The 21320-nt window shown below is 68.2% G+C and carries 21 protein-coding genes; 12 read left to right on the top strand and 9 right to left on the bottom strand.

Annotated elements, in window-relative coordinates; all coding sequences use genetic code 11:
* Nucleotides 1-22: 22 nt before the first annotated feature.
* Nucleotides 23-1123, bottom strand: a complete 1101-nt coding sequence (locus BGP17_RS19045) for a purine-nucleoside phosphorylase (protein WP_286713182.1) — start codon at nucleotides 1121-1123, stop codon at nucleotides 23-25.
* Nucleotides 1124-1280: 157 nt separating this feature from the next.
* Here BGP17_RS19045 and BGP17_RS19040 point away from each other — a divergent pair, with 157 nt between their 5' ends.
* Complete coding sequence (locus tag BGP17_RS19040; RefSeq protein WP_286713181.1) at nucleotides 1281-1727, top strand: hypothetical protein; 447 nt, start codon at nucleotides 1281-1283, stop codon at nucleotides 1725-1727.
* Nucleotides 1728-1837: 110 nt separating this feature from the next.
* Here the strand turns inward: BGP17_RS19040 and ndk are convergent, their stop codons facing one another.
* On the bottom strand, nucleotides 1838-2260 hold the full coding sequence (gene ndk, locus BGP17_RS19035; RefSeq protein ID WP_086129591.1) for a nucleoside-diphosphate kinase: 423 nt from the start codon (nucleotides 2258-2260) through the stop codon (nucleotides 1838-1840).
* Between the two features lie 199 nt (nucleotides 2261-2459).
* A complete protein-coding gene (locus BGP17_RS19030; RefSeq protein ID WP_286713180.1) occupies nucleotides 2460-2903 on the bottom strand; it encodes a DNA polymerase III subunit chi in 444 nt (147 codons plus the stop codon).
* 120 nt (nucleotides 2904-3023) lie between these two features.
* Here BGP17_RS19030 and BGP17_RS19025 point away from each other — a divergent pair, with 120 nt between their 5' ends.
* The 4 genes from BGP17_RS19025 (at nucleotide 3024) to rsmA (ending at nucleotide 8612) form a co-directional block, all read left to right on the top strand.
* Nucleotides 3024-5312 (top strand): LPS-assembly protein LptD, encoded by a 2289-nt coding sequence (locus BGP17_RS19025; protein WP_286713179.1) that lies wholly within the window; start codon nucleotides 3024-3026, stop codon nucleotides 5310-5312.
* A 96-nt stretch (nucleotides 5313-5408) separates the two neighbouring features.
* A complete protein-coding gene (locus BGP17_RS19020) occupies nucleotides 5409-6803 on the top strand; it encodes a peptidylprolyl isomerase (protein ID WP_286713178.1) in 1395 nt (464 codons plus the stop codon).
* Nucleotide 6804: 1 nt separating this feature from the next.
* Nucleotides 6805-7800, top strand: a complete 996-nt coding sequence (pdxA, locus tag BGP17_RS19015; protein WP_286713177.1) for a 4-hydroxythreonine-4-phosphate dehydrogenase PdxA — start codon at nucleotides 6805-6807, stop codon at nucleotides 7798-7800.
* Entirely contained in the window at nucleotides 7797-8612 is an 816-nt protein-coding gene (rsmA, locus tag BGP17_RS19010; protein ID WP_286713176.1) for a 16S rRNA (adenine(1518)-N(6)/adenine(1519)-N(6))-dimethyltransferase RsmA, read from the top strand. Before pdxA ends, rsmA begins: the two co-directional genes overlap by 4 nt.
* Nucleotides 8613-8710: 98 nt before the next feature.
* On the opposite strand, the gene BGP17_RS19005 is transcribed toward rsmA, so the two are convergent.
* Nucleotides 8711-9226 (bottom strand): tetratricopeptide repeat protein, encoded by a 516-nt coding sequence (locus BGP17_RS19005; protein WP_208413430.1) that lies wholly within the window; start codon nucleotides 9224-9226, stop codon nucleotides 8711-8713.
* Between the two features lie 29 nt (nucleotides 9227-9255).
* Complete coding sequence (locus BGP17_RS19000) at nucleotides 9256-10440, bottom strand: RsmB/NOP family class I SAM-dependent RNA methyltransferase (RefSeq protein ID WP_286713175.1); 1185 nt, start codon at nucleotides 10438-10440, stop codon at nucleotides 9256-9258.
* A gap of 167 nt (nucleotides 10441-10607) precedes the next feature.
* Between BGP17_RS19000 and purT the strand changes: the two genes are divergently transcribed.
* Nucleotides 10608-11777, top strand: coding sequence for a formate-dependent phosphoribosylglycinamide formyltransferase (gene purT, locus BGP17_RS18995; RefSeq protein WP_286713174.1), 1170 nt, complete (start codon nucleotides 10608-10610; stop codon nucleotides 11775-11777).
* A gap of 173 nt (nucleotides 11778-11950) precedes the next feature.
* Nucleotides 11951-12712 (top strand): class I SAM-dependent methyltransferase, encoded by a 762-nt coding sequence (locus BGP17_RS18990; protein WP_286713172.1) that lies wholly within the window; start codon nucleotides 11951-11953, stop codon nucleotides 12710-12712.
* Nucleotides 12713-12724: 12 nt separating this feature from the next.
* Here the strand turns inward: BGP17_RS18990 and BGP17_RS18985 are convergent, their stop codons facing one another.
* The 4 genes from BGP17_RS18985 to BGP17_RS18970 all read right to left on the bottom strand — a co-directional run bounded on the left by BGP17_RS18985 (nucleotide 12725) and on the right by BGP17_RS18970 (nucleotide 16628).
* On the bottom strand, nucleotides 12725-13738 hold the full coding sequence (locus tag BGP17_RS18985) for a phosphatase PAP2 family protein (protein ID WP_286713170.1): 1014 nt from the start codon (nucleotides 13736-13738) through the stop codon (nucleotides 12725-12727).
* 87 nt (nucleotides 13739-13825) lie between these two features.
* Entirely contained in the window at nucleotides 13826-15283 is a 1458-nt protein-coding gene (gene guaB, locus BGP17_RS18980) for an IMP dehydrogenase (protein WP_167298812.1), read from the bottom strand.
* Nucleotides 15252-15749: a hypothetical protein gene (locus BGP17_RS18975; RefSeq protein WP_286713168.1), complete on the bottom strand. Its 498-nt coding sequence runs from the start codon at nucleotides 15747-15749 to the stop codon at nucleotides 15252-15254. The genes guaB and BGP17_RS18975 overlap by 32 nt, the downstream gene beginning before the upstream one ends.
* A 39-nt stretch (nucleotides 15750-15788) precedes the next feature.
* Nucleotides 15789-16628 (bottom strand): HpcH/HpaI aldolase/citrate lyase family protein, encoded by an 840-nt coding sequence (locus tag BGP17_RS18970; RefSeq protein WP_380926222.1) that lies wholly within the window; start codon nucleotides 16626-16628, stop codon nucleotides 15789-15791.
* 93 nt (nucleotides 16629-16721) lie between these two features.
* Here BGP17_RS18970 and BGP17_RS18965 point away from each other — a divergent pair, with 93 nt between their 5' ends.
* From BGP17_RS18965 to BGP17_RS18945, 5 genes are read left to right on the top strand one after another with little or no spacing between them, the layout of a single operon-like run.
* A complete protein-coding gene (locus tag BGP17_RS18965; RefSeq protein ID WP_167298810.1) occupies nucleotides 16722-17714 on the top strand; it encodes an SPFH domain-containing protein in 993 nt (330 codons plus the stop codon).
* A 1-nt stretch (nucleotide 17715) separates the two neighbouring features.
* Nucleotides 17716-18165: an NfeD family protein gene (locus BGP17_RS18960; RefSeq protein WP_167298809.1), complete on the top strand. Its 450-nt coding sequence runs from the start codon at nucleotides 17716-17718 to the stop codon at nucleotides 18163-18165.
* 25 nt (nucleotides 18166-18190) lie between these two features.
* A complete protein-coding gene (locus tag BGP17_RS18955; protein WP_286713167.1) occupies nucleotides 18191-20011 on the top strand; it encodes a DUF885 domain-containing protein in 1821 nt (606 codons plus the stop codon).
* Between the two features lie 55 nt (nucleotides 20012-20066).
* The gene (locus BGP17_RS18950; protein WP_286713166.1) at nucleotides 20067-20435 is read left to right on the top strand and encodes a ribosomal maturation YjgA family protein; all 369 of its coding nucleotides are present in this window, start codon (nucleotides 20067-20069) and stop codon (nucleotides 20433-20435) included.
* A 32-nt stretch (nucleotides 20436-20467) separates the two neighbouring features.
* Nucleotides 20468-21301 (top strand): helix-turn-helix transcriptional regulator, encoded by an 834-nt coding sequence (locus BGP17_RS18945; RefSeq protein ID WP_286713165.1) that lies wholly within the window; start codon nucleotides 20468-20470, stop codon nucleotides 21299-21301.
* Nucleotides 21302-21320: the final 19 nt, after the last annotated feature.

The following is a 21320-nucleotide window of genomic DNA, read 5'->3' as shown; positions in this document are numbered from 1 at the left end:
CGGCCTCACCGCCCTCGCGCGCTCATTTCGGAGGCGTCTTGGAATAGGTCGGCCAGCCGCGGACGATCTCGTGCACCACCGGCGCGCCGACGCGATACAGGCCGTCCAGCGCCGGCAGATAGCCGGCAAAGGATTGCGGCCCCTCCCGCACGAGTTGCTCCGACGCGGGCACGCCCCTGGGCGGCATGTCGAAATTGCTCGCCGCGCGGAGCAGCAACACCCGGTCGGGGTCGACCCGCCCTGCCCGGCCCAGCGCCGACAGCGCCACCATCGCCCCGGCATCGTTGGTCTCGGTGGTGCGGAACGTTCCGCGGCCGTCGGTCATGTAGGCGACCCAGCGGCGCGCCCATGCGTCCAGCCGGCCGCCCAGCCAGAAGGTCTCGGACGAAAGCGTCGATCCGATCGCGACTTCCGGCGCCGACCGGGCCCGGGCCTGGTCATATTCCTCCCGAACGGCCCGCATCCCGGCATTGTCCGGAAGCGCGACGCGAACGGTCAGCCGATACGCCCAGCGGGCAAGCGACGCGTTGAGCATGGTGACCGTCCGCGCGCGGTTCGTGCGGAACGGGCCGGTCCAGCCGCGGACGTCCTCCGGCGAGCCGGCCGCCACCCGCGGCTCGGGATAGGGCCCGGTCCTGCCGGCGGGGAAATATCCTTCCGGCCAGTCGGCGGGGATCTCGCGGGCATCGATCTCATGGGCGACGTCGCCGTTGACGACGAAATCCGTCCAGATCAGGTCGCCGATGGTTCCCGTCTCCGGCGAAGTGCCCGCAATGCCGTTGATCAGCCAGTAGGAGCGCGAAAGGTCGAAATTCGCATCCAGGCCCAGCGCCATCAGGTTCACGGCGGGGTGCAGGCTGTTGGGCCCGATCTTCATTGCGATGATCGATCCGTCGGCATTGGCCCAAACGGGGTTGAACGCGCCCTTCACCGGCAGCCGCCGCTTGAGGTTCAGGCCCTCGATCCAGTGATGCAGCTCGCCCGGCTTGTCGGCATCGCCCCAATAGCCCTTCTCGCCATAGGCCTTGCTCGTCTCGAAATATCCCAGGATCACCACCTTGGGGTGCAGCACCGCGGCCCCGGCATTCGAAGACAGGACGGCCGATATCAGCGCCGCCGCCATTCCAAGCTTCCTCATCCCGGTAGCACCCCCCTTCTTGCCTGCTCGTCGCCCGATCATGATAGCGAGGGCCGGCGTTGCAATCGATGGCCCTGCGGCAACCGCGGCCCCCGTTTCGCGTTTGCAGCTTCGGGAAACAACCAAGGGAGGATTTGCGAAAATGCGCGCGATGATCGCCATGACGATGCTGGCCCTGGCCGGCTGCACCCAATCGACTTCGACATCCGGACCGGCGCCGGAGGTCCGCGGCGGCGGGCTGAGCCCGGTCCCGGCCTTCAACGGCGGCGGCGAAGGCTGGAGCATCGACATCACCTCCACGGGCGGGGGCGCCCATGACGCCAGCCTTGTCTGGGCCAGCGGTTCGCAGCGCAGCGATTTCAAGCTGTTCTATCGCGGCCAGCCGGCGGACGCGCCGAGCACGCTGATCGTCCTGAGCGGCGAGATGCGGGCGGGCGGCGCGCTCCGGCCGGTGATCGTCGAGATCAAGCGCGAGCCCTGCAAGGACGATGCGGGCGCCAGCTTCCTGCACAGCGTATCGGTGACGGCCGAGGGGGTGGTGCCGGGCACCAGCCAGATGCGCGGCTGCGGCCACCTCGCCATGCGCTAGGGGGAGCATCGGCCGCTTCCGTCACGCCAGTCCATACGCGTCCCGAAACGAAAAAGGCCGGGGCTTCCACCCCGGCCTTTCGCATCCAGATCGGTGTAGAAACCCGGCGATCAGCCGACGATCTCTTCCGGCTTGAAGAAGAAATCGATCTCGATCGCGGCATTCTCGTCCGAGTCCGAACCGTGCACCGAGTTCGCCTCGATCGATTCGGCCAGTTCCTTGCGAATGGTGCCGGCATCGGCATTGGCCGGGTTGGTGGCGCCCATGATGTCGCGGTTGCGCTGCACGGCGTTCTCGCCCTCGAGCACCTGCACGACGACCGGGCCCGAGATCATGAACTCGACCAGGTCGTTGAAGAAGGGGCGCTCGCGATGGACGCCGTAGAAGCCCTCGGCCTGCTCGCGGCTCATCTGGATGCGCTTGGAAGCGACGACGCGCAGGCCGGCCTCCTCCAGCATCTTGGTGACCGCACCGGTGAGGTTGCGGCGGGTGGCATCGGGCTTGATGATCGAAAAGGTCCGGTTCGCGGCCATGGCCGTGCGGCTCCTGCTTTTGAAGTTGTGGAAAAGTCGCGGCTCCCTAGTCCCCGGCGGCGCGCGATGCAAGCGCTCCTGCCGCGCCGGGCCGGTCCTGCGGCGCGATGTTCCGCAATTGTTCCTTCCGGAGCCCCTTGAACCGTGAAGATTGCGCGATTGCCCGCGGGCGGTCCCAGGTGTCCGGAATATCCGGAACTCAGGCCGCCCTTTCCCAGCGCCCCTCTGCGTTCTGCTTCCAATAGTTGCGCTCCACGCCCTCGCGGTCGGCCAGCGCCTTCCAGGCGATGCGCGCCTCGGCGATCCGCTCCTCGTCGAAGAAGTGGAAGACCCGGTCGAAACCCAGCGCCTCCTCGCGCCATATGCCGTCGGCCAGCGCAACGTTGCGCGCGCCGTTGGCCGGGGCGCCGGCCTCGGCCGCGATCAGCACCGGCTGGCGGTCGTCGTCGGGCCCGCCGGCCTGGCCATGGGGCAGGAAGCTTTCGGGCGCATAGGTCCAGAGCAGCTGGTCGAGCCGGGCGCGCTGGCTCGCCTCGGCCGCCACGATCAGCAGCCGCCCGCCGCTCTCGATCACCCGTTCGGCGATGCGGGGCAGCGCGCGTTCCAGGGGAAGCTGCGTCAGATGGTAGAAGTCGACCTGCATGGCTCCTGTTAGCGCTTCCGTGCGTTCGGGCCAACGCACGTGACGTTGCGGTGGCGCAACCGCTGCGATAGGGCGGTGGAAGCCGCGTGCACGGGAGTTGAAGCAAAGGTGGGAATCGAAGTGACGCGCAAGGCCTTGCTGCTGTCGGCCGCGCTTGGCCTGTGCCTGGCGGCCGAGGCGCGCGCGCAGACGCAGACCGAGCCGACTCGGGGCGCCCCCACCCCGGCTGCGGCCCCCGACCTGCAGACTCCCGCGGTCGAGCCGCCGCCCCCTTCGCCGACGGCGCTTCCCGAGGGCGAGGACCAGATCCAGTTCACCGCCGACCAGCTCGAATACGACAATGAGCAGGACGTGGTGACCGCCACCGGCGACGTGCGCCTCTATCGCCGCAGCGAGCGGCTGCGCGCCGACAAGGTGGTGTGGAACCGCAAGTCCGGCCAGGTGGTGGCCGAGGGCAATGTCGTCCTGGTCAATCCGCAGGGCGACAGCGCCTATGGCGACAGGATCGAGCTGACCGATACCCTGAAGGACGGCGTCGTCCAGAACATGCTGGTGGTGCTCGACGCGGGCGGCCGTGTCGCCGCCCAGCGTGGCGAGCGCCACGAGGACGGCAGCTTCACCGTTCACAATGCCGCCTACACGCCCTGCGCGGTGAGCGATTCGGAAGGATGCCCCAAGGAGCCGACCTGGAAGGTCACTGCCGACCGCGTGGTCTACGAACCCGACAAGAAGCGGCTGCGCTACACAGGCGCCCGTGTCTCGGTGTTCGGCTTCGCGACGATCCCGCTGCCGGTCTTCTCGCACCCGGTGGGCGGCCAGAGCGCCAGCGGCATCCTGTCGCCCGACCTGCGCTACAACCGCACCAACGGCTTCCAGTTCGCGCTGCCCTATTATCTCAGCTTCGCGCCCAATCGCGACCTGACGATCACGCCGCGTATCTACACCAACGTGCTGCCGGTGCTGCAGGCCGATTATCGCGAGCTGAATTCGCTCGGCGCCTTCCGCCTCAGCGCCTATGGCACCTATAGCCGCCGGGCGGACGATCTGACGGTTCCCGTCACTCCGGCCACCTCGAAGAACGATTTCCGCGGCTATCTCGACGCGGTCGGCAATTTCCAGCTCGATCCGGCCTGGAGCGCCAGCGCCTCGCTGCGCCTGACCACCGACCGCACCTTCCTGCGTCGCTACGATATTTCGCGCGACGACAGGTTGCGTAACAATATTCGCGTAGAACGCATTGATGCAGATAGCTATTTCTCGATCAACGCCTGGGTGGTGCAGACGCTTCGGGTCGGCGACCGCCAGGGCCTGCAGCCCTATGCCCTGCCCGAGATCGACTATCGCCGCCGCATGGACGACGGGCTGGTGGGCGGACGTTTCGAATTCCAGCTCAACACCCTGGCGATCGGCCGGTCGGACGGGCAGGATTCGCAACGCGCCTTCGCCAGCGCCCGCTGGGACCTGCGCCGCCTGACCAACTGGGGCCAGGAAGTGACCCTGACCGCCTATGCCCGGGGCGATCTCTACAACGCGTCGCACACGAACCTGACCAGCGTGGTCAGCTATCGCGGCGAGGATGGCTTCCACACCCGCGGCATCGCCGCCGCGGCGGTGGACGTGAAATGGCCGCTGATCGGCAGCCTGTTCGGCGGTACCCAGCGGATCACGCCCCGCTTCCAGGTCGTCGCCTCGCCCAAGATCGCCAATCTGGAAGTCCCCAACGAAGACGCCCGCGCGGTGGACCTGGAGGATTCGAACCTCTTCGCGCTCAACCGTTTCCCCGGCTATGACCGGTTCGAGGATTCGACCCGCTTCACCTGGGGCATGGACTACGCGCTCTACCTGCCAGGCTTCTCGATCGACGCGAATATCGGCCAGAGCTACCGCATCTCGTCGCGCCCCACGCTGTTCCCCGACGGGACGGGACTGACCGACCGGGTGTCCGACATCGTCGGCCGCACGGTGATCCGCTTCCGCGACTTCGTCAGCTTCACGCACCGCTACCGGCTCGACAAGGACAACCTCGCCTTCCGCCGCAACGAAGTCGACATGACGCTCGGCTCGCGGGCGACTTATGTCCAGCTCGGCTATCTACGCCTCAACCGCAACATCAACGCGTCGCTGGAGGACCTGCAGGACCGCGAGGAACTGCGGCTCGGCGCCCGCGTCCAGATCGCGCGCTTCTGGTCGATCTCGGGCTCGACGCTGGTCGATCTCACGGATCGCAAGGAAGACCCGACTTCGCTCGCCGACGGGTTCGAGCCGGTGCGCCACCGCGTCGGCATCACCTATGAGGATGATTGCCTCAGGCTGGGCTTCACCTGGAAGCGCGACTATGCCACCACCGGCGATGCGTCGCGCGGCAATTCCTATCTGTTCACGCTGGCGTTCAAGAATCTCGGGCGCTAGGCTCGGCGACAGAGGGGAACCGCCGGTAAGCCTAAGTTCAGGCACAATTGGCCAGTAAGCGCCACGCTTCCGGCAGATTTGAGGGTACGGATTCACGTGAACATTGGTGTTACCAAGGCGATCCGCGCAGGTCGCTCGTCCGTTCTGGCGCTCGCGATCTCCAGCCTGGCATCCGCCGCCATGGCGCAGACCGCCCCGCACGCGCCGGCACCGCCGCCGCCGACGCAGGAAGATCAGGAAGCGGCGCTCGCCGCCCAGCTCGATCTTCCCCGCGATCTCAAGCTGTTCGGCAAGGCCGATCCGAACGTCCGCAAACCCACGGCGATCGTGAACGACACGGTGCTGACCGGCACCGACGTCGATCAGCGGCTCAACCTGATCATCGCGCTCAACAAGCTCAACCTGAAGCCGGAAGAGCGCGATCAGTATCGCATGATGATCCTGCGCCAGCTGATCGACGAGACGCTGCAGATCCAGGAAGCCAAGGCCAATGAGATCACCGTCGACTCCAAGGAGATCGACCAAAGCTTCGCTTCGGTTGCCCGCCGTCTCCAGAAGACGCCGGAGCAGATGCGCGCCTTCCTGCGCCAGGCCGGCGCTTCGGAGCGCACGATGCGCAAGCAGGTCGAGGGCGAAGTCGCCTGGAGCCGCCTGCTGCGCCGCAAGGTGGACATCAACGTGAGCGACGAGGAGGCCAAGGCCATTCTCGACCGCCTCAAGGCCGCGCAGGGCAGCGAGGAATATCACGTCTACGAAATCTACATGAACGCGACCGACGACCGTAAGCAGGAAGTCTATGCGGGCATGCAGCGCATCATCCAGCAGATGAAGGAAGGCGCGCCGTTCGACTATCTCGCCAAGACCTATTCGGAGAGCTCGACCAAGGGCCAGGGCGGCGATCTCGGCTGGGTCCGCCTCGCCCCGGGCATCCTGCCGGACGAGATGGCCAAGGCCGTCGAAGAAATGCAGCCCGGCCAGGTCGCCGGCCCCATCCCGCTCACCACGGGTTTCTCGGTCGTCTATCTCGCCGACAAGCGCAAGGTGGGCATGGCCGACCCGCGCGGTGCCAAGCTCTCGCTGCGCCAGATCACCATCAACTTCCCCAAGGGCACGAACGAGGCGCAGGCCACGGCGCGTGCCGGCCAGTTCGCCGCGGCGACCCAGGCGATCAAGGGCTGCGGCGATGCGTCCAACGTCGCTGCCGCGCAGAACGCCGAAGTGGTGGAGAAGGACGGCGTGGTGATCGGCGACCTGCCGCCCGCGCTCCAGCAGATCATCCTGCCGCTGCAGGTGGGCCAGGTAACCCAGCCCTTCGGCACGATCGAGGATGGCGTGCGCGTCCTCGTCGTGTGCGGCCGCGACGATCCGCCGCCCCCGGGCCTTCCCTCGATCGAGCAGATCCAGGACGGCGAATCCGACAAGCGGACCAATCTGCGTGCGCAGCGCATGCTCCGCGATCTGCGGCGCGACGCGCTCATCGAATATCGCTGAAGTGACCCGGCCGCTCGCCATATCGATGGGCGATTCGGCCGGAATCGGCCCCGAGATCACAGCCAAGGCATGGAAGGCGCGGGAGCTCCACTCGCTCGCGCCCTTCTTTGCCATCGGCTGTCCCGCCGCCGTCGAACGCGTGTGGGACGGTCCGGTCGCCCGCATCAACAATCCGGACGAAGCAGCGGGCGCCTTCGGGGACGCGCTTCCGGTGCTTGCGGTAAGCGACACCTGCGAAGTCACCCCGGGCAGCCCCGACGAGGCCAGCGCGAAGGCGGCGCTCCAGTCGCTCGAACTGGCGGTGGGCCTCGCCAATGCCGGCGCGGCCGGCGGCGTGGTGACCGGCCCGGTATCGAAGGTCCAGCTCTACAAGATCGGCTTCACGCATCCCGGCCAGACCGAATTCGTCGCCGAACGTTGCGGCATCGCGCCCGAGAACGCCGTGATGATGCTCGCCGGCCCCACGCTGCGAGTGGTGCCGATCACGGTGCACGAGCCGCTGGCCCGGGTGCCCGAACTGCTCACCATCGACCTGGTGCTCACCAAGGCGCGCGTCACCGCACGCGGGCTGCTGCGCAATTTCGGCATCGAGCGCCCCCGGCTCGCCTTTGCCGGCCTCAACCCCCATGCCGGCGAAAGCGGGGAGATCGGGCGCGAGGAGATCGACGTGCTCCAGCCCGCCATCGCCCGGCTGCGCGAGGAAGGCATCGACGCGATCGGACCCTTCGCCGCCGATGCGATGTTCCATGCGCGTGCCCGGGCCGGCTATGATGCCGCGCTCTGCCCGACGCACGACCAGGCGCTGATCCCGATCAAGACGCTGCACTTCGACGAAGGGGTGAACATCACCCTCGGCCTGCCCATCGTCCGCACCTCGCCCGACCATGGCACGGCCTTCGGCATCGCCGGCACCGACGCTGCCAATCCCGGGGCGATGATCGCCGCGATCAAGATGGCCGCCAGCGCCACGCAGCGCCGGGCCGAAGCCGCGGCGTGACCGAGCTTCCGCCTCTCCGGGAAGTCATCGGCAAATATGGTCTCAGCGCGAGCAAGGCGCTGGGCCAGAATTTCCTGTTCGACCACCAGCTCCTTGCCCGCATCGCCAAGGTGCCGGGCAGGCTCGAAGGCGCCGAAGTGTTCGAGGTCGGCCCCGGCCCCGGCGGCCTCACGCGCGCGCTGCTCCAGGGCGGGGCCAGCGTCACCGCGGTGGAACGGGACCGGCGTTGCATTCCCGCGCTGGAGGAACTCGACACCTATTTTCCGGGCAAGCTCCGCGTCATCGAAGGCGATGCGCTGGAAGTGGACGCGCCTGCGCTGTTCCAGGGCAAGCCCCATGTCGTCGCCAACCTGCCCTATAATGTCGGCACGGCGCTGCTTGTGGGCTGGCTCTCGGCCGAATGGGCGCCCTGGTGGGCCAGCCTGACGCTGATGTTCCAGAAGGAAGTCGCCGAGCGGATCGTCGCCGGCCCCGGCACCGAACATTATGGCCGGCTGGCGGTACTCGCCCAGTGGCGCTCCACTCCGAAGATCGCGATGAACGTCCACCGCTCGGCCTTCACCCCGCCGCCCAAGGTGATGTCGGCCGTCGTCCACATCACCCCCGGCGCGTCGCCGGAGGGCGTGCGGCTGAAGACGCTGGAGACGCTCACCGCCGCCGCCTTCGGCCAGCGCCGCAAGATGCTGCGCCAGAGCCTGAAGGGCGTGCCCGGCGCGCTGGCGGCGATGGAGTCGCTGGGTATCGATTCAAGCCGTCGCGCCGAGACGGTGACCGTCGCGGAATTCGTCGCGCTGGCCCGTATCCTGGGTTGAACCCCTCAAGGAGCGGGCGGCGCCGGCACGGCCCGCCGGGGCAACCCGACAGGCGAAATCCCATATTGCAGGCCGGATCGGGGCCTGGGCAAGCGGGATCAGGGCTTGGCCGTCGGCGTGGCGCTCGGCGCCGGCACGGGCTCGGCCTGGGCGGTGGTGACCGGCGGCCCCTTGGCGATCGCCGCCGAGAGCTGAGTCGCGTCGGCACATGCCTTGGCGCAAAGCTTCTCGATCTTGGCCAGATTCTCCTTGGCGCGCTCCATCGCACCCTTGGCGACCATCGCCTCGCCCTGGCCGCGCAGCGCCGCGGTATCGTTCGGCTCGAGGCTCAGCGCCTCGCGATAGAGCCGGATCGCCTTGCCCGGCAGGCTGTTCTTGCGGGCGATCTCGGCGAGGACGAGATAGGCTTCGCGATTGCGTGGATCCACCGCCAGGGCGCTCTCCAGCGCATCGCCCGCGCCGTCGACATTGCCGGCTGCCAGCGCCGCGCGGCCCTGCCTGACGAGTTCCATCGAACGCGGATCGATCTGGTTGTCTGCACGCTGCGCCATCAGCGAGGTGGAAACCGACAGCAGCAGCAACGCACCGGCCGCCCCAATCGCAGTGAAACGCATCACATTCTCCGAAATCTGCCCCGTCGCTATCATGGCCGGCGCATACTCGCGACAAAAAAGCCATCGGTCGAGTCCGCAAGCGGGGTGAAGCGCAGTCCCGGGCCATGCGGCGTGCCGGCGCCCAGCGACGGCGGCTGGGCGCTCCAGCCCGGATGCCGGTCGAGGAACGCCTGGGCCTGACCCGCACCTTCCGCATCGAGCAGCGAGCAGACGACGTGCACGAGCACGCCGCCGGGGCGCACAAGATCGGCGCCGATATCGAGCAATGCGGCCTGAGTCGCGACATAACGATCCAGGCGCTGCGGCGTAAGCCGCCAGCGCGCCTCGGGATTGCGACGCCAAGTGCCGGTGCCGGAGCAAGGCGCATCGATCAGCACCGCATCCGCACGGCCGGTCTGGTCGGCGAGCATCGCCGCCTCCTGGTTCGGGTTGAGGAGGCGTGTCTCGGCGATAGACACCCCCGCCCGCTCGGCACGGGGCATCAGCCGCGAAAGCCGCGGGCGATCGATATCGCAGGCGAGGATCGAACCATGGTTCGCCATCGCTGCGGCCAGTGCGAGGGTCTTGCCGCCGCCGCCGGCACACAGGTCGATGACGTGCTGCCCGCGCTCCACCCCCGCCGCCAGGCTGACGAACTGGCTGCCGGCGTCCTGCACTTCGAGCCGGCCCTCCTTATAGGCGGGCAGCTGCTCGACAGCCGCATCCGACGGCACCCGCAGGCCGGCGGACAGGCACGGCAGCGGCACGGCGCCGGGGATCTCGGCCTGGATCGCCGCCGGGTCGGCCTTGAGCGTGTTGACCCGGATATCGAGCGGCGCGCGCTCGAGCAGCGCCGCCTGCTCATCGGCATCCAGGCCGGACAGGGCGAAAGCCTCGGCCAGCCAGGCCGGCAGCACGCCCGCCGCGGCGACGGGTTCATCGGGCGCGATCGACGCGGGACCATAGGGCGATCCGTCGAACAGTGCGGCCAGTTCGGGCTGGCGCCGGACCAGCGCCAGCATGGCGGCGCGGCCGCTCTCCGGGCGCTCGCCGAGCATGCGGATCGCGTCATAGACCAGCGCGCGAATGGCCCGACGATCCTTGGAGCCGGCATAGCGGCGTTCGCCGAACCAGCGGGCGATGATCGTATCGGCCGATCCACCCTGGTCGCGGGCGGCGGCGATGATCTTGTCGAGCAGGTCGATGGCAGCCTGGAGCCGTGCCGCGGGGTTCACGCCATCAAACTCGCCGAACGGGTGCACGAGCGAACGGAAATGGGGAAGATCGTGCCACGCATCCTTCCCGCACAAGCAGAACATTTCCTGTTTTGACAGCGAAATCTCGACAATCCGCCCCTATCCGGCCAGGGACGCGGGCATCCTCCGATCGCAAGGGCAAGCATATGGCATTCACGGCGAAGATCCTGCTCCTCGGTTCGGGCGAGCTTGGCCGCGAATTCGCGATCTCCGCCAAGCGGCTGGGCGCCCAGGTGATCGCGTGCGATGCCTATGCGGGTGCACCCGCGATGCAGGTGGCGGACGATTTCGAAGTGTTCCCGATGCTCGACGGCGCGCTGCTGCGCGCGGCGGTGGAGAAGCACCGGCCGGACTATGTCGTGCCCGAAGTGGAGGCGATCCGCACCGAAGTGCTCGCCGAGCTGGAGGCGGAGGGCTTCGCCATCGTCCCCTCCGCTCGCGCGACAATGATGACGATGAACCGCGACGGCATCCGCGAGGTCGCCGCCGTCGAGCTGGGCCTGCGCACGTCCCGATACCGGTACGCCGAAAGCCTGGAGGAAGTGCTGGCCGGGGCCGGGCACACCGGACTGCCCTGCGTGATCAAGCCGGTCATGTCCTCTTCGGGCAAGGGCCAGAGCACGGTGCGCGAGGCGGGTGCGCTGGAAGCGGCCTGGGACTATGCCGTGGCCAATATGCGCGGCGACCGCAAGCGCGTGATAGTCGAGGAGTTCGTCGACTTCGACTATGAGATCACGCTGCTGACGATCCGCACGCGTGCCGGCGTGCTCTTCTGCCCGCCGATCGGCCACCGCCAGGAGCGCGGCGACTATCAGGAGAGCTGGCAACCCGCCGCCATGTCGGCCTCCGCCATCGCAGATGCGCAGGACATGGCCCGCAAGGTCGTCGACGATCTGGGCGGCTATGGCATCTTCGGCGTGGAGTTCTTCGTGAAGGGCGAAGAGGTGATCTTCTCCGAACTGTCGCCCCGCCCCCATGACACCGGCATGGTGACCTCGATCTCGCAGAACCTAAGCGAGTTCGACCTGCACGCACGGGCGGTGATGGGCCTGCCGATCCCGTCGATCGCGCTGCGCGGACCTTCGGCGAGCGCCGTGATCCTGGCGGACCGGGCTTCGGAGGCGCTGTCCTATGCGGGGCTGGCCGAGGCGCTGGCCGTGCCGGGCGGCGAGGTGGACGTGCGCATCTTCGGCAAGCCGAATTCGCGACCCTATCGGCGAATGGGCGTGGCGCTCGCCCTGGCAAGCGATACCGATACGGCGCGACGAGTGGCGGCCGAGGCTGCGGGCGCGGTGCGGATCGGCTATGGGGGCTGAGCGGGGCCGCCCGCTCCTGCCTCCCGCTCCTATCGCCGCCCGCGAACCTGCGCGGCGGACAACCGGGCCGCTTGCGAAGGGCGGTGCCGAATGCCTGGCTTTCCTGATCGGCGCGGGCCCGGCGGGTCGGCCGGCGCGTTGACGGTGACGATGCGGGACAAGGAGCTGGCGCGATGCGGGTCCACGAACAGTCAAGGGGATATCACCGGGGTGCGCGGGACTATGCCGCCGGCCGGCCGGGCTATCCGCCCGAAGCGCTCGCCTGGCTGCGCGAGGTTCTGCACATCGGCCCGGGCAGCCGGGTGCTCGAGGTTGGTGCCGGCACCGGAAAGTTCATCCCGGTGCTGCGGGAAGCCGGCGGAGACATCGTTGCCGTCGAGCCGATCGCCGAGATGCGGGAGCAGTTGGTCCGCGCCCATCCCGACGTGGAGGCGCTGGCCGGAACCGCCGAGGCGATCCCGCTTCCCGATGCCTCGGTCGATGCCATGGTCTGCGCGCAGGCCTTCCACTGGTTTGCCACGCCCGCGGCACTGGCGGAAATGCACCGGGTGCTGGTGTCGGGCGGGATGCTCGGCCTGATCTGGAACGGCCGCGACGAGGGGGTGCCCTGGGTCGCGGCGCTTTCCGAAATCACCAACCGCCATGAAGGCGACACCCCGCGCTATCGCACCGGCGCATGGCGCAGCGTCTTCCCCGCGCCCGGTTTCGAACCGGTCGACGAGCGCCATGTCCGCAACGCCCATATCGGCACCGCCGAGCAGGTGGTGCTCAGGCGCACGCTTTCGGTGAGTTTCATCGCCGGGCTTCCCGCGGAACAACGCGACGAGGTCGAGCGCGACATCCGGGCGTTCATCGCCCGAACGCCCGAACTGGCCGGCGGGGGCGAGATCGCCTTTCCCTACGAGACAAGCATGTACGCCTATCGCAGGCGCTGACGCCATGCCCGTTCAGTGCGCCGCTCCGAACCGCTCCACCAGCCTCGCCGCCGCCGCCAGCGCCGCCAGCGCCACCGCGGCCCCGATGATCATATCCGACAGATAGTGCGTCCCCTCGATCGGAGTCGCCAGCAGCATCGCGAGGGTGAGAAGGATCAGCGGCCAGCGCAGGCGACCGCAGCGCCAGGCAGCGGCGATGTAGAGAACGCCGGAGGCGGTATGGAAGCTCGGCGCCGAGACCAGGCCGCGCAGCTCGTCAAGGTTGACCAGCCCGACCTGGTGGGCGCGCAACGCCGGAATCAGCTGCTCCTGCCAGATCGCGCTGGTCGGCATATAGGGGATCGGACCCTTCCAGAGATATGTCAAAGGGCCGACGGCGGGCATCAGCAGGTAGAGGCTCAGCGTGATCAGCGCGGCCAGCCAGAAGCCGGCAAGGAAGCGGTGCGCCTCGCGCCGCTCGCCTCGAATCGCGAAGGCCACGAGGAGCACGGCCGGAATCAAATAGATGCACTGATAGGCAGCCACGCCGAGCCGCTGGAGGCTGGGGCGGGCGGCCACCGTCTCGTACCAGGCAAGCCAGTGGAAGTGCAGCGCCTCGTCGATCCGCTGGAGCGGGGCATCGGCAAAGCCCTGCGACAACGCGGCCAGGGGATAGGAGCTCACCGCTCCGGTCAGCGCCATCGCCGTGAACAGGCCGAAATAGTCCGCGCTATCGGATGCCGGCTTCGCCCAGCGGAAGCCGGTTCTGGCAAGCGCGGGTCGAACCGCGAAGGTGAGCGCGAGCCCGACGAGATAGGGCGCATTGCCTGGCCGCAGCAGGTCCACCCGGAGTTCCGCCTTCCACAGCAGCACGGCACAGATCGCCACGCTCAGCCCGAGCGCACCCCACAACTGCATCGTGGAGAAGCCGGCCGATGGGGGTAGACGATGCTCCGAAACGGGGTTGGCGGGTATCTCGGACGCTGCACTGAGCGGGCGAAAAGGGGCGTAGCCCGGCAGCAGCCGGGCGCGATCGAAACTTGGCACTATCCCGATGGATAGCGAATTACCAAGCGCACGCAATCACTTCGGCCGAGCCGACCTACCCACCCGTCTTAGATCGGGAACCGTCGCTCAGCGGGTCGGGTAGTTCGGCGCTTCCCGCGTGATCGTCACGTCATGGACATGGCTCTCGCGCAGGCCCGCATTGGTGATCCGCACGAAGCGCGCCTTCCGCTGGAATTCGGGGATCGTGCCCGCGCCGACATAGCCCATCGAGGCCTTCACGCCGCCGACCAGCTGGTGGATCACGTCGCGCGCCGGGCCCTTGTACGGCACCTGGCCCTCGATGCCTTCGGGAACGAGCTTGAGCTGGTCCTTCACGTCCTGCTGGAAATAGCGATCGGCCGAGCCCCGCGCCATCGCGCCGACCGAGCCCATGCCGCGATAGGATTTATAGGCACGGCCCTGATACAGGAACGTCTCGCCGGGCGCTTCCTCGGTGCCCGCCAGCAGCGAGCCGATCATCGCGCTCGAGGCGCCGGCGGCAATCGCCTTGGCGACGTCGCCCGAGGTGCGGATGCCGCCATCGGCGACCACCGGCACGTCGTGCTTCGCAGCTTCGTTGGCGGCATCCATCACCGCCGTGAGCTGCGGCACGCCGACACCGGCGACCACGCGGGTCGTGCAGATCGAGCCCGGCCCGATGCCGACCTTCACGCCGTCCGCGCCGGCGTGGATCAACGCCTTGGCCGCTTCGGCGGTGGCGATGTTGCCTGCGATCACCTGGACCCGGTTGGACAGCTTCTTCACGCGCTCGACGGCGCGCGATACGTCCTTGTTGTGGCCGTGCGCGGTGTCGATCACGATCAGGTCGACCTCGGCATCGACCAGCGCCTCGGTGCGTGCGAAGCCCTTGTCGCCCACGGTCGAGGCCGCGGCGACGCACAGGCGGCCGGCGGCATCCTTGGTGGCGGCGGGATAGTTCACCGCCTTCTCGATGTCCTTCACCGTGATCAGGCCGACGCAGCGATAGGCGTCGTCCACCACCAGCAGCTTCTCGATCCGGCGGGAATGGAGCAGGCGGCGCGCCTCTTCCTGGGCAACCCCGGCACGAACGGTGACGAGGTTCTCATGCGTCATCAGTTCGGAAACGAGCTGGTCGGGGCGCTCGGCGAAGCGGACGTCCCGATTGGTGAGGATGCCGGCGAGCCTGCCGCTCGCCTCGACCACCGGCACGCCGCTGATCTTGTGCTGCGCCATCAGCGCGCGGGCCTCGGCCAGCGTGCCGTTGGGGGCGATGGTGATCGGATTGACGACCATGCCGCTCTCGAAACGCTTCACCGCGCGGACCGCCTCCACCTGCTCTTCGATGTCGAGATTGCGATGGAGCACGCCGATCCCGCCCAGCTGGGCCATCACGATCGCCATATCGGCTTCGGTGACGGTATCCATCGCCGAGGAGAGGATCGGAATGTTGAGCGAAAGGCCGCGGGTCACCCGTGTGCGGGTATCGGCCATGCTCGGCAGGACTTCGGATTCTCCCGGATAGAGGAGAACGTCATCGAAGGTGAGGCCGAGGGGGATGTCCATGGGGTGCGCCAATGTCCTGATTCGGAAGTTGGCGGCCCATGTAACCGCGAGGGTCGGAAAGCGCTAGGGGGTCGGCATCATCCGGCGTCATGCACAACAGGGCCTGCTCGATCGCGATCTGCTGGCGGAGGCTGCGGACAAGCGCCGTGGAGGCGCGGCAATAGGCCGGCCAGTCCTCCGCGATCTCGCGCAGGCCCCAGGCGCCGACATGCATCGTATATTCGATGCTCGTGTCGATGTTCGACTGGCGCAGCGCCGCGAATTGCTGGGCGATGACGCCGCCGGCCTGGCGCTCGCGTGCCAGGCAAAGCGCGTCGACCGTGTTGCGGCGCTCGCCGTTGACCCTGGAGATATAGAGGCGGACGCGCGACAGCCGCAGCTGATCGAGCTCAGGCTGGGCGAGGAGCGACTCGATCTCGTCGAGCGCGGCGAGCAGGTCACGATGCAATATGGGCAGGCCGGGCATAAGGTCATCATAGAGGCTCTCCGCCCAACCCGGCCGGCTTCAGGCTCCGAAATGTTCCGTAGTGGTCCGATCGGCGGCGCGCTCGAGCAGGGCCCGTGCCTGGTCGACATGCATCGCCTCGATCATCCGCCCCTCATACCGCTCGGCCCCTCCCGTCGCCGCCGCGATCAGCGCGCGGGCATCGGCGATCTCGGCCTCGCTCGGACCGAAGGCGCGGGCGGCGATGGCAAGCTGGCCGGGATGGATCAGCGACTTGCCGTCGAAGCCCAGCGCCCTCCCCTCGCGGCACTCCGCCGCCAGGCCCTCGGCATCGTCGAGCCGATTGAACACGCCGTCCAGCGTCCAGACCCCGCCGGCGCGGGCAGCGAGGACGATCGTCTGCAACGCGACCGACATCTGCGCGCGGCCGCTCGACGGCGGCAGGCGGAGCGTGGCGGCAAGGTCGTTGGTGCCGGCGATCAGGCCGGCCACGCCCGGTACCGCGGCGATCGCGGCGGCGGCGAGCACACCGAGCGGAGTCTCGATCATCGCCAGCAGCGGCTTGCCGAGCGCACGCGCCACCTGGGCGACCTCGGCGGCCCCCTCGGCCTTGGGCAGCACTGCGAAATCGGCGGCGGACGACGCCACGGCGGCGACATCTTCCGGATACTCGCCCGATCCGATTCCGTTCAGGCGGATCGCGGCGAGCCGCGAGCCGAACCCTTCGGCCACCGCCGCCACCGCGGCGAGGCGGGCCTGTGCCTTGTCCGCGTCCTTCACCGCGTCTTCCAGATCGAGGATCACGAGGTCGGCGGGAAGCTCCCGTGCCTTCTCGATCGCGCGCGGGTTCGATGCCGGAAGGAACAGGGCGGTGCGCGGTGCGAGACGGGCTGTGATCATACCCCTTCTCTATGCTAGCAAGGAACGGATTGGCGAGGGCCACATTCTTCTGGACCGCGTTCTTTCGGGCCAGGTTCTTTTGGGGGAGTCGGAATGCTCGTACTCAATGTCTTTCTGGGCGCGGTGGCGGCGGTGGTCGTGCTCTATCTCTTCTCCAGCGTCACGATCGTCCGCCAGGGCTATCAGTACACGATCGAGCATTTCGGCCGCTTCACCACGGTCGCGACGCCGGGCTTCAACTTCTATCCGGCCTTTTTCTACCGGGTCGGCCGGCGCGTGAACATGATGGAGCAGGTGATCGACATTCCCGGCCAGGAGATCATCACCAAGGACAATGCGATGATCTCCACCGACGGCGTGGTGTTCTTCCAGGTCCTCGACGCGGCCAAGGCGGCCTATGAGGTGTCGGACCTCTATATCGCCCTCCTCCAGCTCACCACGACCAACCTGCGCACCGTGATGGGCTCGATGGACCTGGACGAAACGCTGTCGAAGCGCGACGAGATCAACGCGCGGCTGCTCTCGGTGGTGGATCATGCGACGACGCCCTGGGGCGTCAAGATCACGCGCGTCGAGATCAAGGACATCCGCCCGCCCGCCGACATCGTCAACGCGATGGGCCGCCAGATGAAGGCCGAGCGCGAGAAGCGCGCCAACATCCTGGAGGCCGAGGGCACCCGCGCCTCGGAAATCCTGCGCGCCGAGGGCCAGAAACAGTCCAAGATCCTCGAGGCCGAGGGCCGGCGCGAAGCGGCCTTCCGCGACGCCGAGGCGCGCGAGCGCTCGGCCGAGGCCGAGGCCAAGGCGACCCAGCTCGTCTCGGACGCGATCGAGGCGGGCTCGAGCCAGTCGCTCAACTACTTCATCGCGCAGAAATATGTGGAAGCCGTGGGCAAGTTCGCCACTTCGCCCAATGCCAAGACCATCCTGTTCCCGGTCGAAGCGACGCAGCTGATCGGCACGCTGGGCGGCATCGGCGAGCTGGCGCGCGACGCGCTGGGCGGCAGCGGCAATGGCGGCGCGCCGCGTCCGCCCGCGCCGCCGGCACCGTCGCGCCCGCGGCCGTTCGGACCCCAGGAGAGTTGAGATGAACTTCGACCAACTGCTCGCCGTGCCGGGCTTGGCCTGGCTGATCCTCGCCGCGCTGCTCGCCATCGCCGAGCTGCTCGTGCCGGGCGTCTTCCTGGTCTTCATCGCTGCGGGAGCTGCGGTGACCGGCATCGTCACCCTGCTCGTACCGGCGTTCGACCTGGTGTTCGAGGTGTTCCTGTTCGCGGGAGCCTCGGCAGCGGCCGTGGCGGTCGGGCGGCGCTGGTATCGCACCAATCCGGTGCCGAGCGAGGATCCGCTGCTCAACGACCGCGTCGCCCGGCTGATCGGCCAGGTGGTCACCGTGGTCGAGCCCATCGTCGCCGGCCAGGGCCGAGTGAAGGTGGGCGACGGCGAATGGCTCGCCAACGGCCCGGATACCCCGGCCGGCGCGCATGTCCGCATCACCGGCGCGCGGAGCGGTTCGCTCGACGTCGAACCGGCCTGAAGATTTTCGCTTCGAGGAATTCCGAATGAACACCACTCGCCGCCAATTGCTGCTTGGCGCAGGCTCGACGCTCGCGTTCGCCGGCGCGCCCGCCGGGGCCCGCGCCCTGCTGGCCGACAATGACGCGCCGGCCCAGGCGCTGATCGACCGGATCGCCGAGCAGATGCTGCGCGATTATCCCGAGACGGCAACCACGCTGGGCGTCGACAAGGACAAGCGGGCGAACCTGAAGCACCAGTTGACGGACCGCTCGGTCAAGGGCCAGGCGAAGATCGCGGCGAACCTGAGAAAGGGGCTGGCCGACCTGGCCAGGCTCGACATGAACGCGCTGAGCCCGGCGATGCGGACCCATGTCGACGTGATCCAGGCGAGTTTCTCCAACGCACTCAAGGGCTTCGCCTTCGGCTATGGCGACGTGGCCACGGGCAGCTGGCGCAACACCCCCTATGTGGTGGTGCAGAATGTCGGCGCGTTCCTCGACTTGCCACGCATGCTCGACAGCGATCACCAGATTGCGACGCCCGAAGACGGCGAAGCCTATCTCGACCGGCTGGAAAGCTATGCCGAGCAGGTGGACGGCGAAACCGAACGGCTGAAGCGCGCCGCGGCCAGAGGCGTGATCGCGCCCGACTTCCTGCTCGACAAGTGCCTGAAGCAGATCAGGCTGGCCCGTAGCGGCGATCCCGCCGGCTGGGGCGTAGTCACCTCGGTTGCCAATCGCACCGCTGGCATGGATGGCGATTTCGGCGAGCGGGCCTGGCTGCTCGCCAGGGACAAGCTCGCGCCCGCGCTCGACCGGCAGATCGCCGAGCTGCAGAAGCACCGCGCCCGCGCGACCGGCGATGCCGGCGTGTGGAAGTTCAAGGACGGGGACGCCTATTATGCCTGGGCACTGAGCGCGGGCACCACGACGACGATGACGCCGGACGAAGTCCACCGGATGGGCATCGAGCAATTGGCGAAGATCCAGTCCGAGATGGACGCCATCCTGAAGAAGCAGGGCTATTCGCAGGGTTCGGTCGGCGCACGGATGGAGGCGCTGGCCAGGGATCCGCGCTTCGCCTTCCCCGAGGGCGATCCGGGTCGCGCCGAGATCCTCAAATTCCTCAACGAGCGCGTCGCGGATATCCGCAGCCGCATGCCCCAGGCCTTCCACACGCTGGTGAAGGGCAATGTCGAAGTGAAGCGGCTGCCGCCCGAGGAGGAGCCCGGCGCGCCCGGCGCCTATGGCGGTGCGGGCTCGATCGACGGGACGATCCCGGGCAAATTCTGGATCAACCTGCGCACCACCAGCCTGCACACGCGCTTCAGCCTGCCCGATCTCGCCTATCACGAGGCCATCCCGGGCCATGTCTGGCAAGGCGAATATGCCAACAGGATGCCGCTGATCCGCTCGATCCTGGCCTTCAACGCCTATTCGGAAGGCTGGGCGCTCTATGCCGAGCAGCTGGCCGACGAGCTGGGTGTCTATGCCGAGAATCCGGCGGAGAAGCTCGGCTACCTCCAGTCGCTCGGCTTCCGGGCCTGCCGGCTGGTCGTCGATACCGGCCTCCACGCCAAGCGCTGGACGCGGCAACAGGCGATCGACTGGTTCGTCACCGCCAACGGCTCCTCGGTGGAGGAAGTCTCGGGCGAGGTCGATCGCTATTGCTCCTGGCCGGGCCAGGCATGCGGCTACAAGGTGGGGCATAGCGAGATCAATCGCCTGCGCGACCATGCCAGGGCGGCGCTGGGCGAGCGCTACGACTTCCGCGCGTTCAACGATGCGGTGGTGCTGGGCGGCAATGTGCCGATGACCGTGCTGGGGCATGTGATCGATCGGCACGTCGCCGAGCGGAAGGGCTGATGCGCGCCATCGTTCGCGCCCGTGCCGCGCTGATCCGCATGTATCGCGGCAGCTGATGGTCTGGCGCCCAGGCCACGCGGCCGTCGCGGCGCTGCTGCTCGCGATCGAGGTGGCGATCGCGCTCTACGCCCGCGATCGCTTCATCCGGCCGTATCTGGGCGACGTGCTGGCGGTGATCCTGGTCCATTGCGGGCTGCGCGCGGTGCTGCCGATCCGGCCCCTGCCCGCCGCGGCCACGGCGTTCGGGATCGGCGCGCTGATCGAACTCGGCCAAGCGATCCATATCCTCGACCTGCTCGGAATACGCGCCATCCGGGTCGTCGCGGTGGTGCTCGGCGGGAGCTTCGAATGGCTCGACTTCCTCGCCTATGCCGCCGGCGCAGGAATCGCGCTGGCAGTTGATCGAAGAGTATTACACAACTAGTACAGCCGGCGAACCACAAGAGGTCGGGAACGGTGGCGTTGCGGCGGGCGCGGCATGAATTCTGGGGCGACGGTCCCGCCTATCGCGCGATCGGCGGCTTCACCTATCATCGCCTTGCCGCCACGGCACCCGAGCACGAGGTCGAGACGCACACGCATGACGAGGCGCATTTCGTGCTCGTCCTCTCCGGCGGGTACAAGTCCTCGGCCAGGGATGCGCCGCCGGTATCGCGCACGCCGCTGCTGGTGTTCAACCCGCCCGGCACGACGCACCGCGACCGGTTCCACGAAGGCCAGGGCAGCTTCCTCGCCATCTCGGGCGGATATGAACGCGGCGAAGGTCCGGCGGTGCGGGTGCTCGATCCCTATGCGATCTGGACGGCGCATGCCGTCGCGGCCCAGTTCGACCGGGCGGCCCCCACTCCCCTCGCCTTTGACGGGCGGGCGCACCAGCTGGTCGCCAGCGTGCAGCCGCTCGCGTCCGACGAGGCGCGACGTGCCGCCAGGCCGCCTTCCTGGCTGCGCCGGGTGTTCGAGATGAGCTTCACCGCGGACGACCCGGAACTATGCGTCGCCGACCTTGCCCGCGAGGCGGGGGTCCACCCGGTGCACCTCGCCCGCGTCTTTCGCCGCTATCTCCATTGCACGCCGGGCGAATTGCTGCGCGGGCGGCGGCTGGAACGGGCGGCAGCGATGCTGGGGGGCGGCACCGCCTCGCTGGCCGAAGTGGCCTGTGCCGCCGGCTTTGTCGACCAGGCGCATCTGAGCCACGCCTTTCGCGAAGCCTTTCGCGCAACGCCGGCGCGCTGGCGGCGGGAAGTTGCGCGGATACAAGACGGTGGCGTGCCGTCGGCGCAAAGCGGCTGACGCAACCGATGAAAGGGTT

The sequence above is a fragment of the Sphingomonas sp. 67-41 genome (assembly GCF_001899725.1).
Classification (GTDB): Bacteria; Pseudomonadota; Alphaproteobacteria; order Sphingomonadales; family Sphingomonadaceae; genus Sphingomonas; species Sphingomonas leidyi.
This window is presented reverse-complemented; position numbering and strand designations above follow the sequence as displayed.

Excerpts from the sequence above, each read along its gene's own strand:
- BGP17_RS19045 (WP_286713182.1), bottom strand. The coding sequence starts at position 1,123 with ATGGCGGCGGCGCTGATATCGGCCGTCCTGTCTTCGAATGCCGGGGCC.
- BGP17_RS19040 (WP_286713181.1), top strand. The coding sequence starts at position 1,281 with ATGCGCGCGATGATCGCCATGACGATGCTGGCCCTGGCCGGCTGCACC.
- ndk (WP_086129591.1), bottom strand. The coding sequence starts at position 2,260 with ATGGCCGCGAACCGGACCTTTTCGATCATCAAGCCCGATGCCACCCGC.
- BGP17_RS19030 (WP_286713180.1), bottom strand. The coding sequence starts at position 2,903 with ATGCAGGTCGACTTCTACCATCTGACGCAGCTTCCCCTGGAACGCGCG.
- BGP17_RS19005 (WP_208413430.1), bottom strand. The coding sequence starts at position 9,226 with ATGCGTTTCACTGCGATTGGGGCGGCCGGTGCGTTGCTGCTGCTGTCG.
- purT (WP_286713174.1), top strand. The coding sequence starts at position 10,608 with ATGGCATTCACGGCGAAGATCCTGCTCCTCGGTTCGGGCGAGCTTGGC.
- BGP17_RS18990 (WP_286713172.1), top strand. The coding sequence starts at position 11,951 with ATGCGGGTCCACGAACAGTCAAGGGGATATCACCGGGGTGCGCGGGAC.
- guaB (WP_167298812.1), bottom strand. The coding sequence starts at position 15,283 with ATGGACATCCCCCTCGGCCTCACCTTCGATGACGTTCTCCTCTATCCG.
- BGP17_RS18975 (WP_286713168.1), bottom strand. The coding sequence starts at position 15,749 with ATGCCCGGCCTGCCCATATTGCATCGTGACCTGCTCGCCGCGCTCGAC.
- BGP17_RS18970 (WP_380926222.1), bottom strand. The coding sequence starts at position 16,628 with ATGATCACAGCCCGTCTCGCACCGCGCACCGCCCTGTTCCTTCCGGCA.
- BGP17_RS18965 (WP_167298810.1), top strand. The coding sequence starts at position 16,722 with ATGCTCGTACTCAATGTCTTTCTGGGCGCGGTGGCGGCGGTGGTCGTG.
- BGP17_RS18960 (WP_167298809.1), top strand. The coding sequence starts at position 17,716 with ATGAACTTCGACCAACTGCTCGCCGTGCCGGGCTTGGCCTGGCTGATC.
- BGP17_RS18955 (WP_286713167.1), top strand. The coding sequence starts at position 18,191 with ATGAACACCACTCGCCGCCAATTGCTGCTTGGCGCAGGCTCGACGCTC.
- BGP17_RS18950 (WP_286713166.1), top strand. The coding sequence starts at position 20,067 with ATGGTCTGGCGCCCAGGCCACGCGGCCGTCGCGGCGCTGCTGCTCGCG.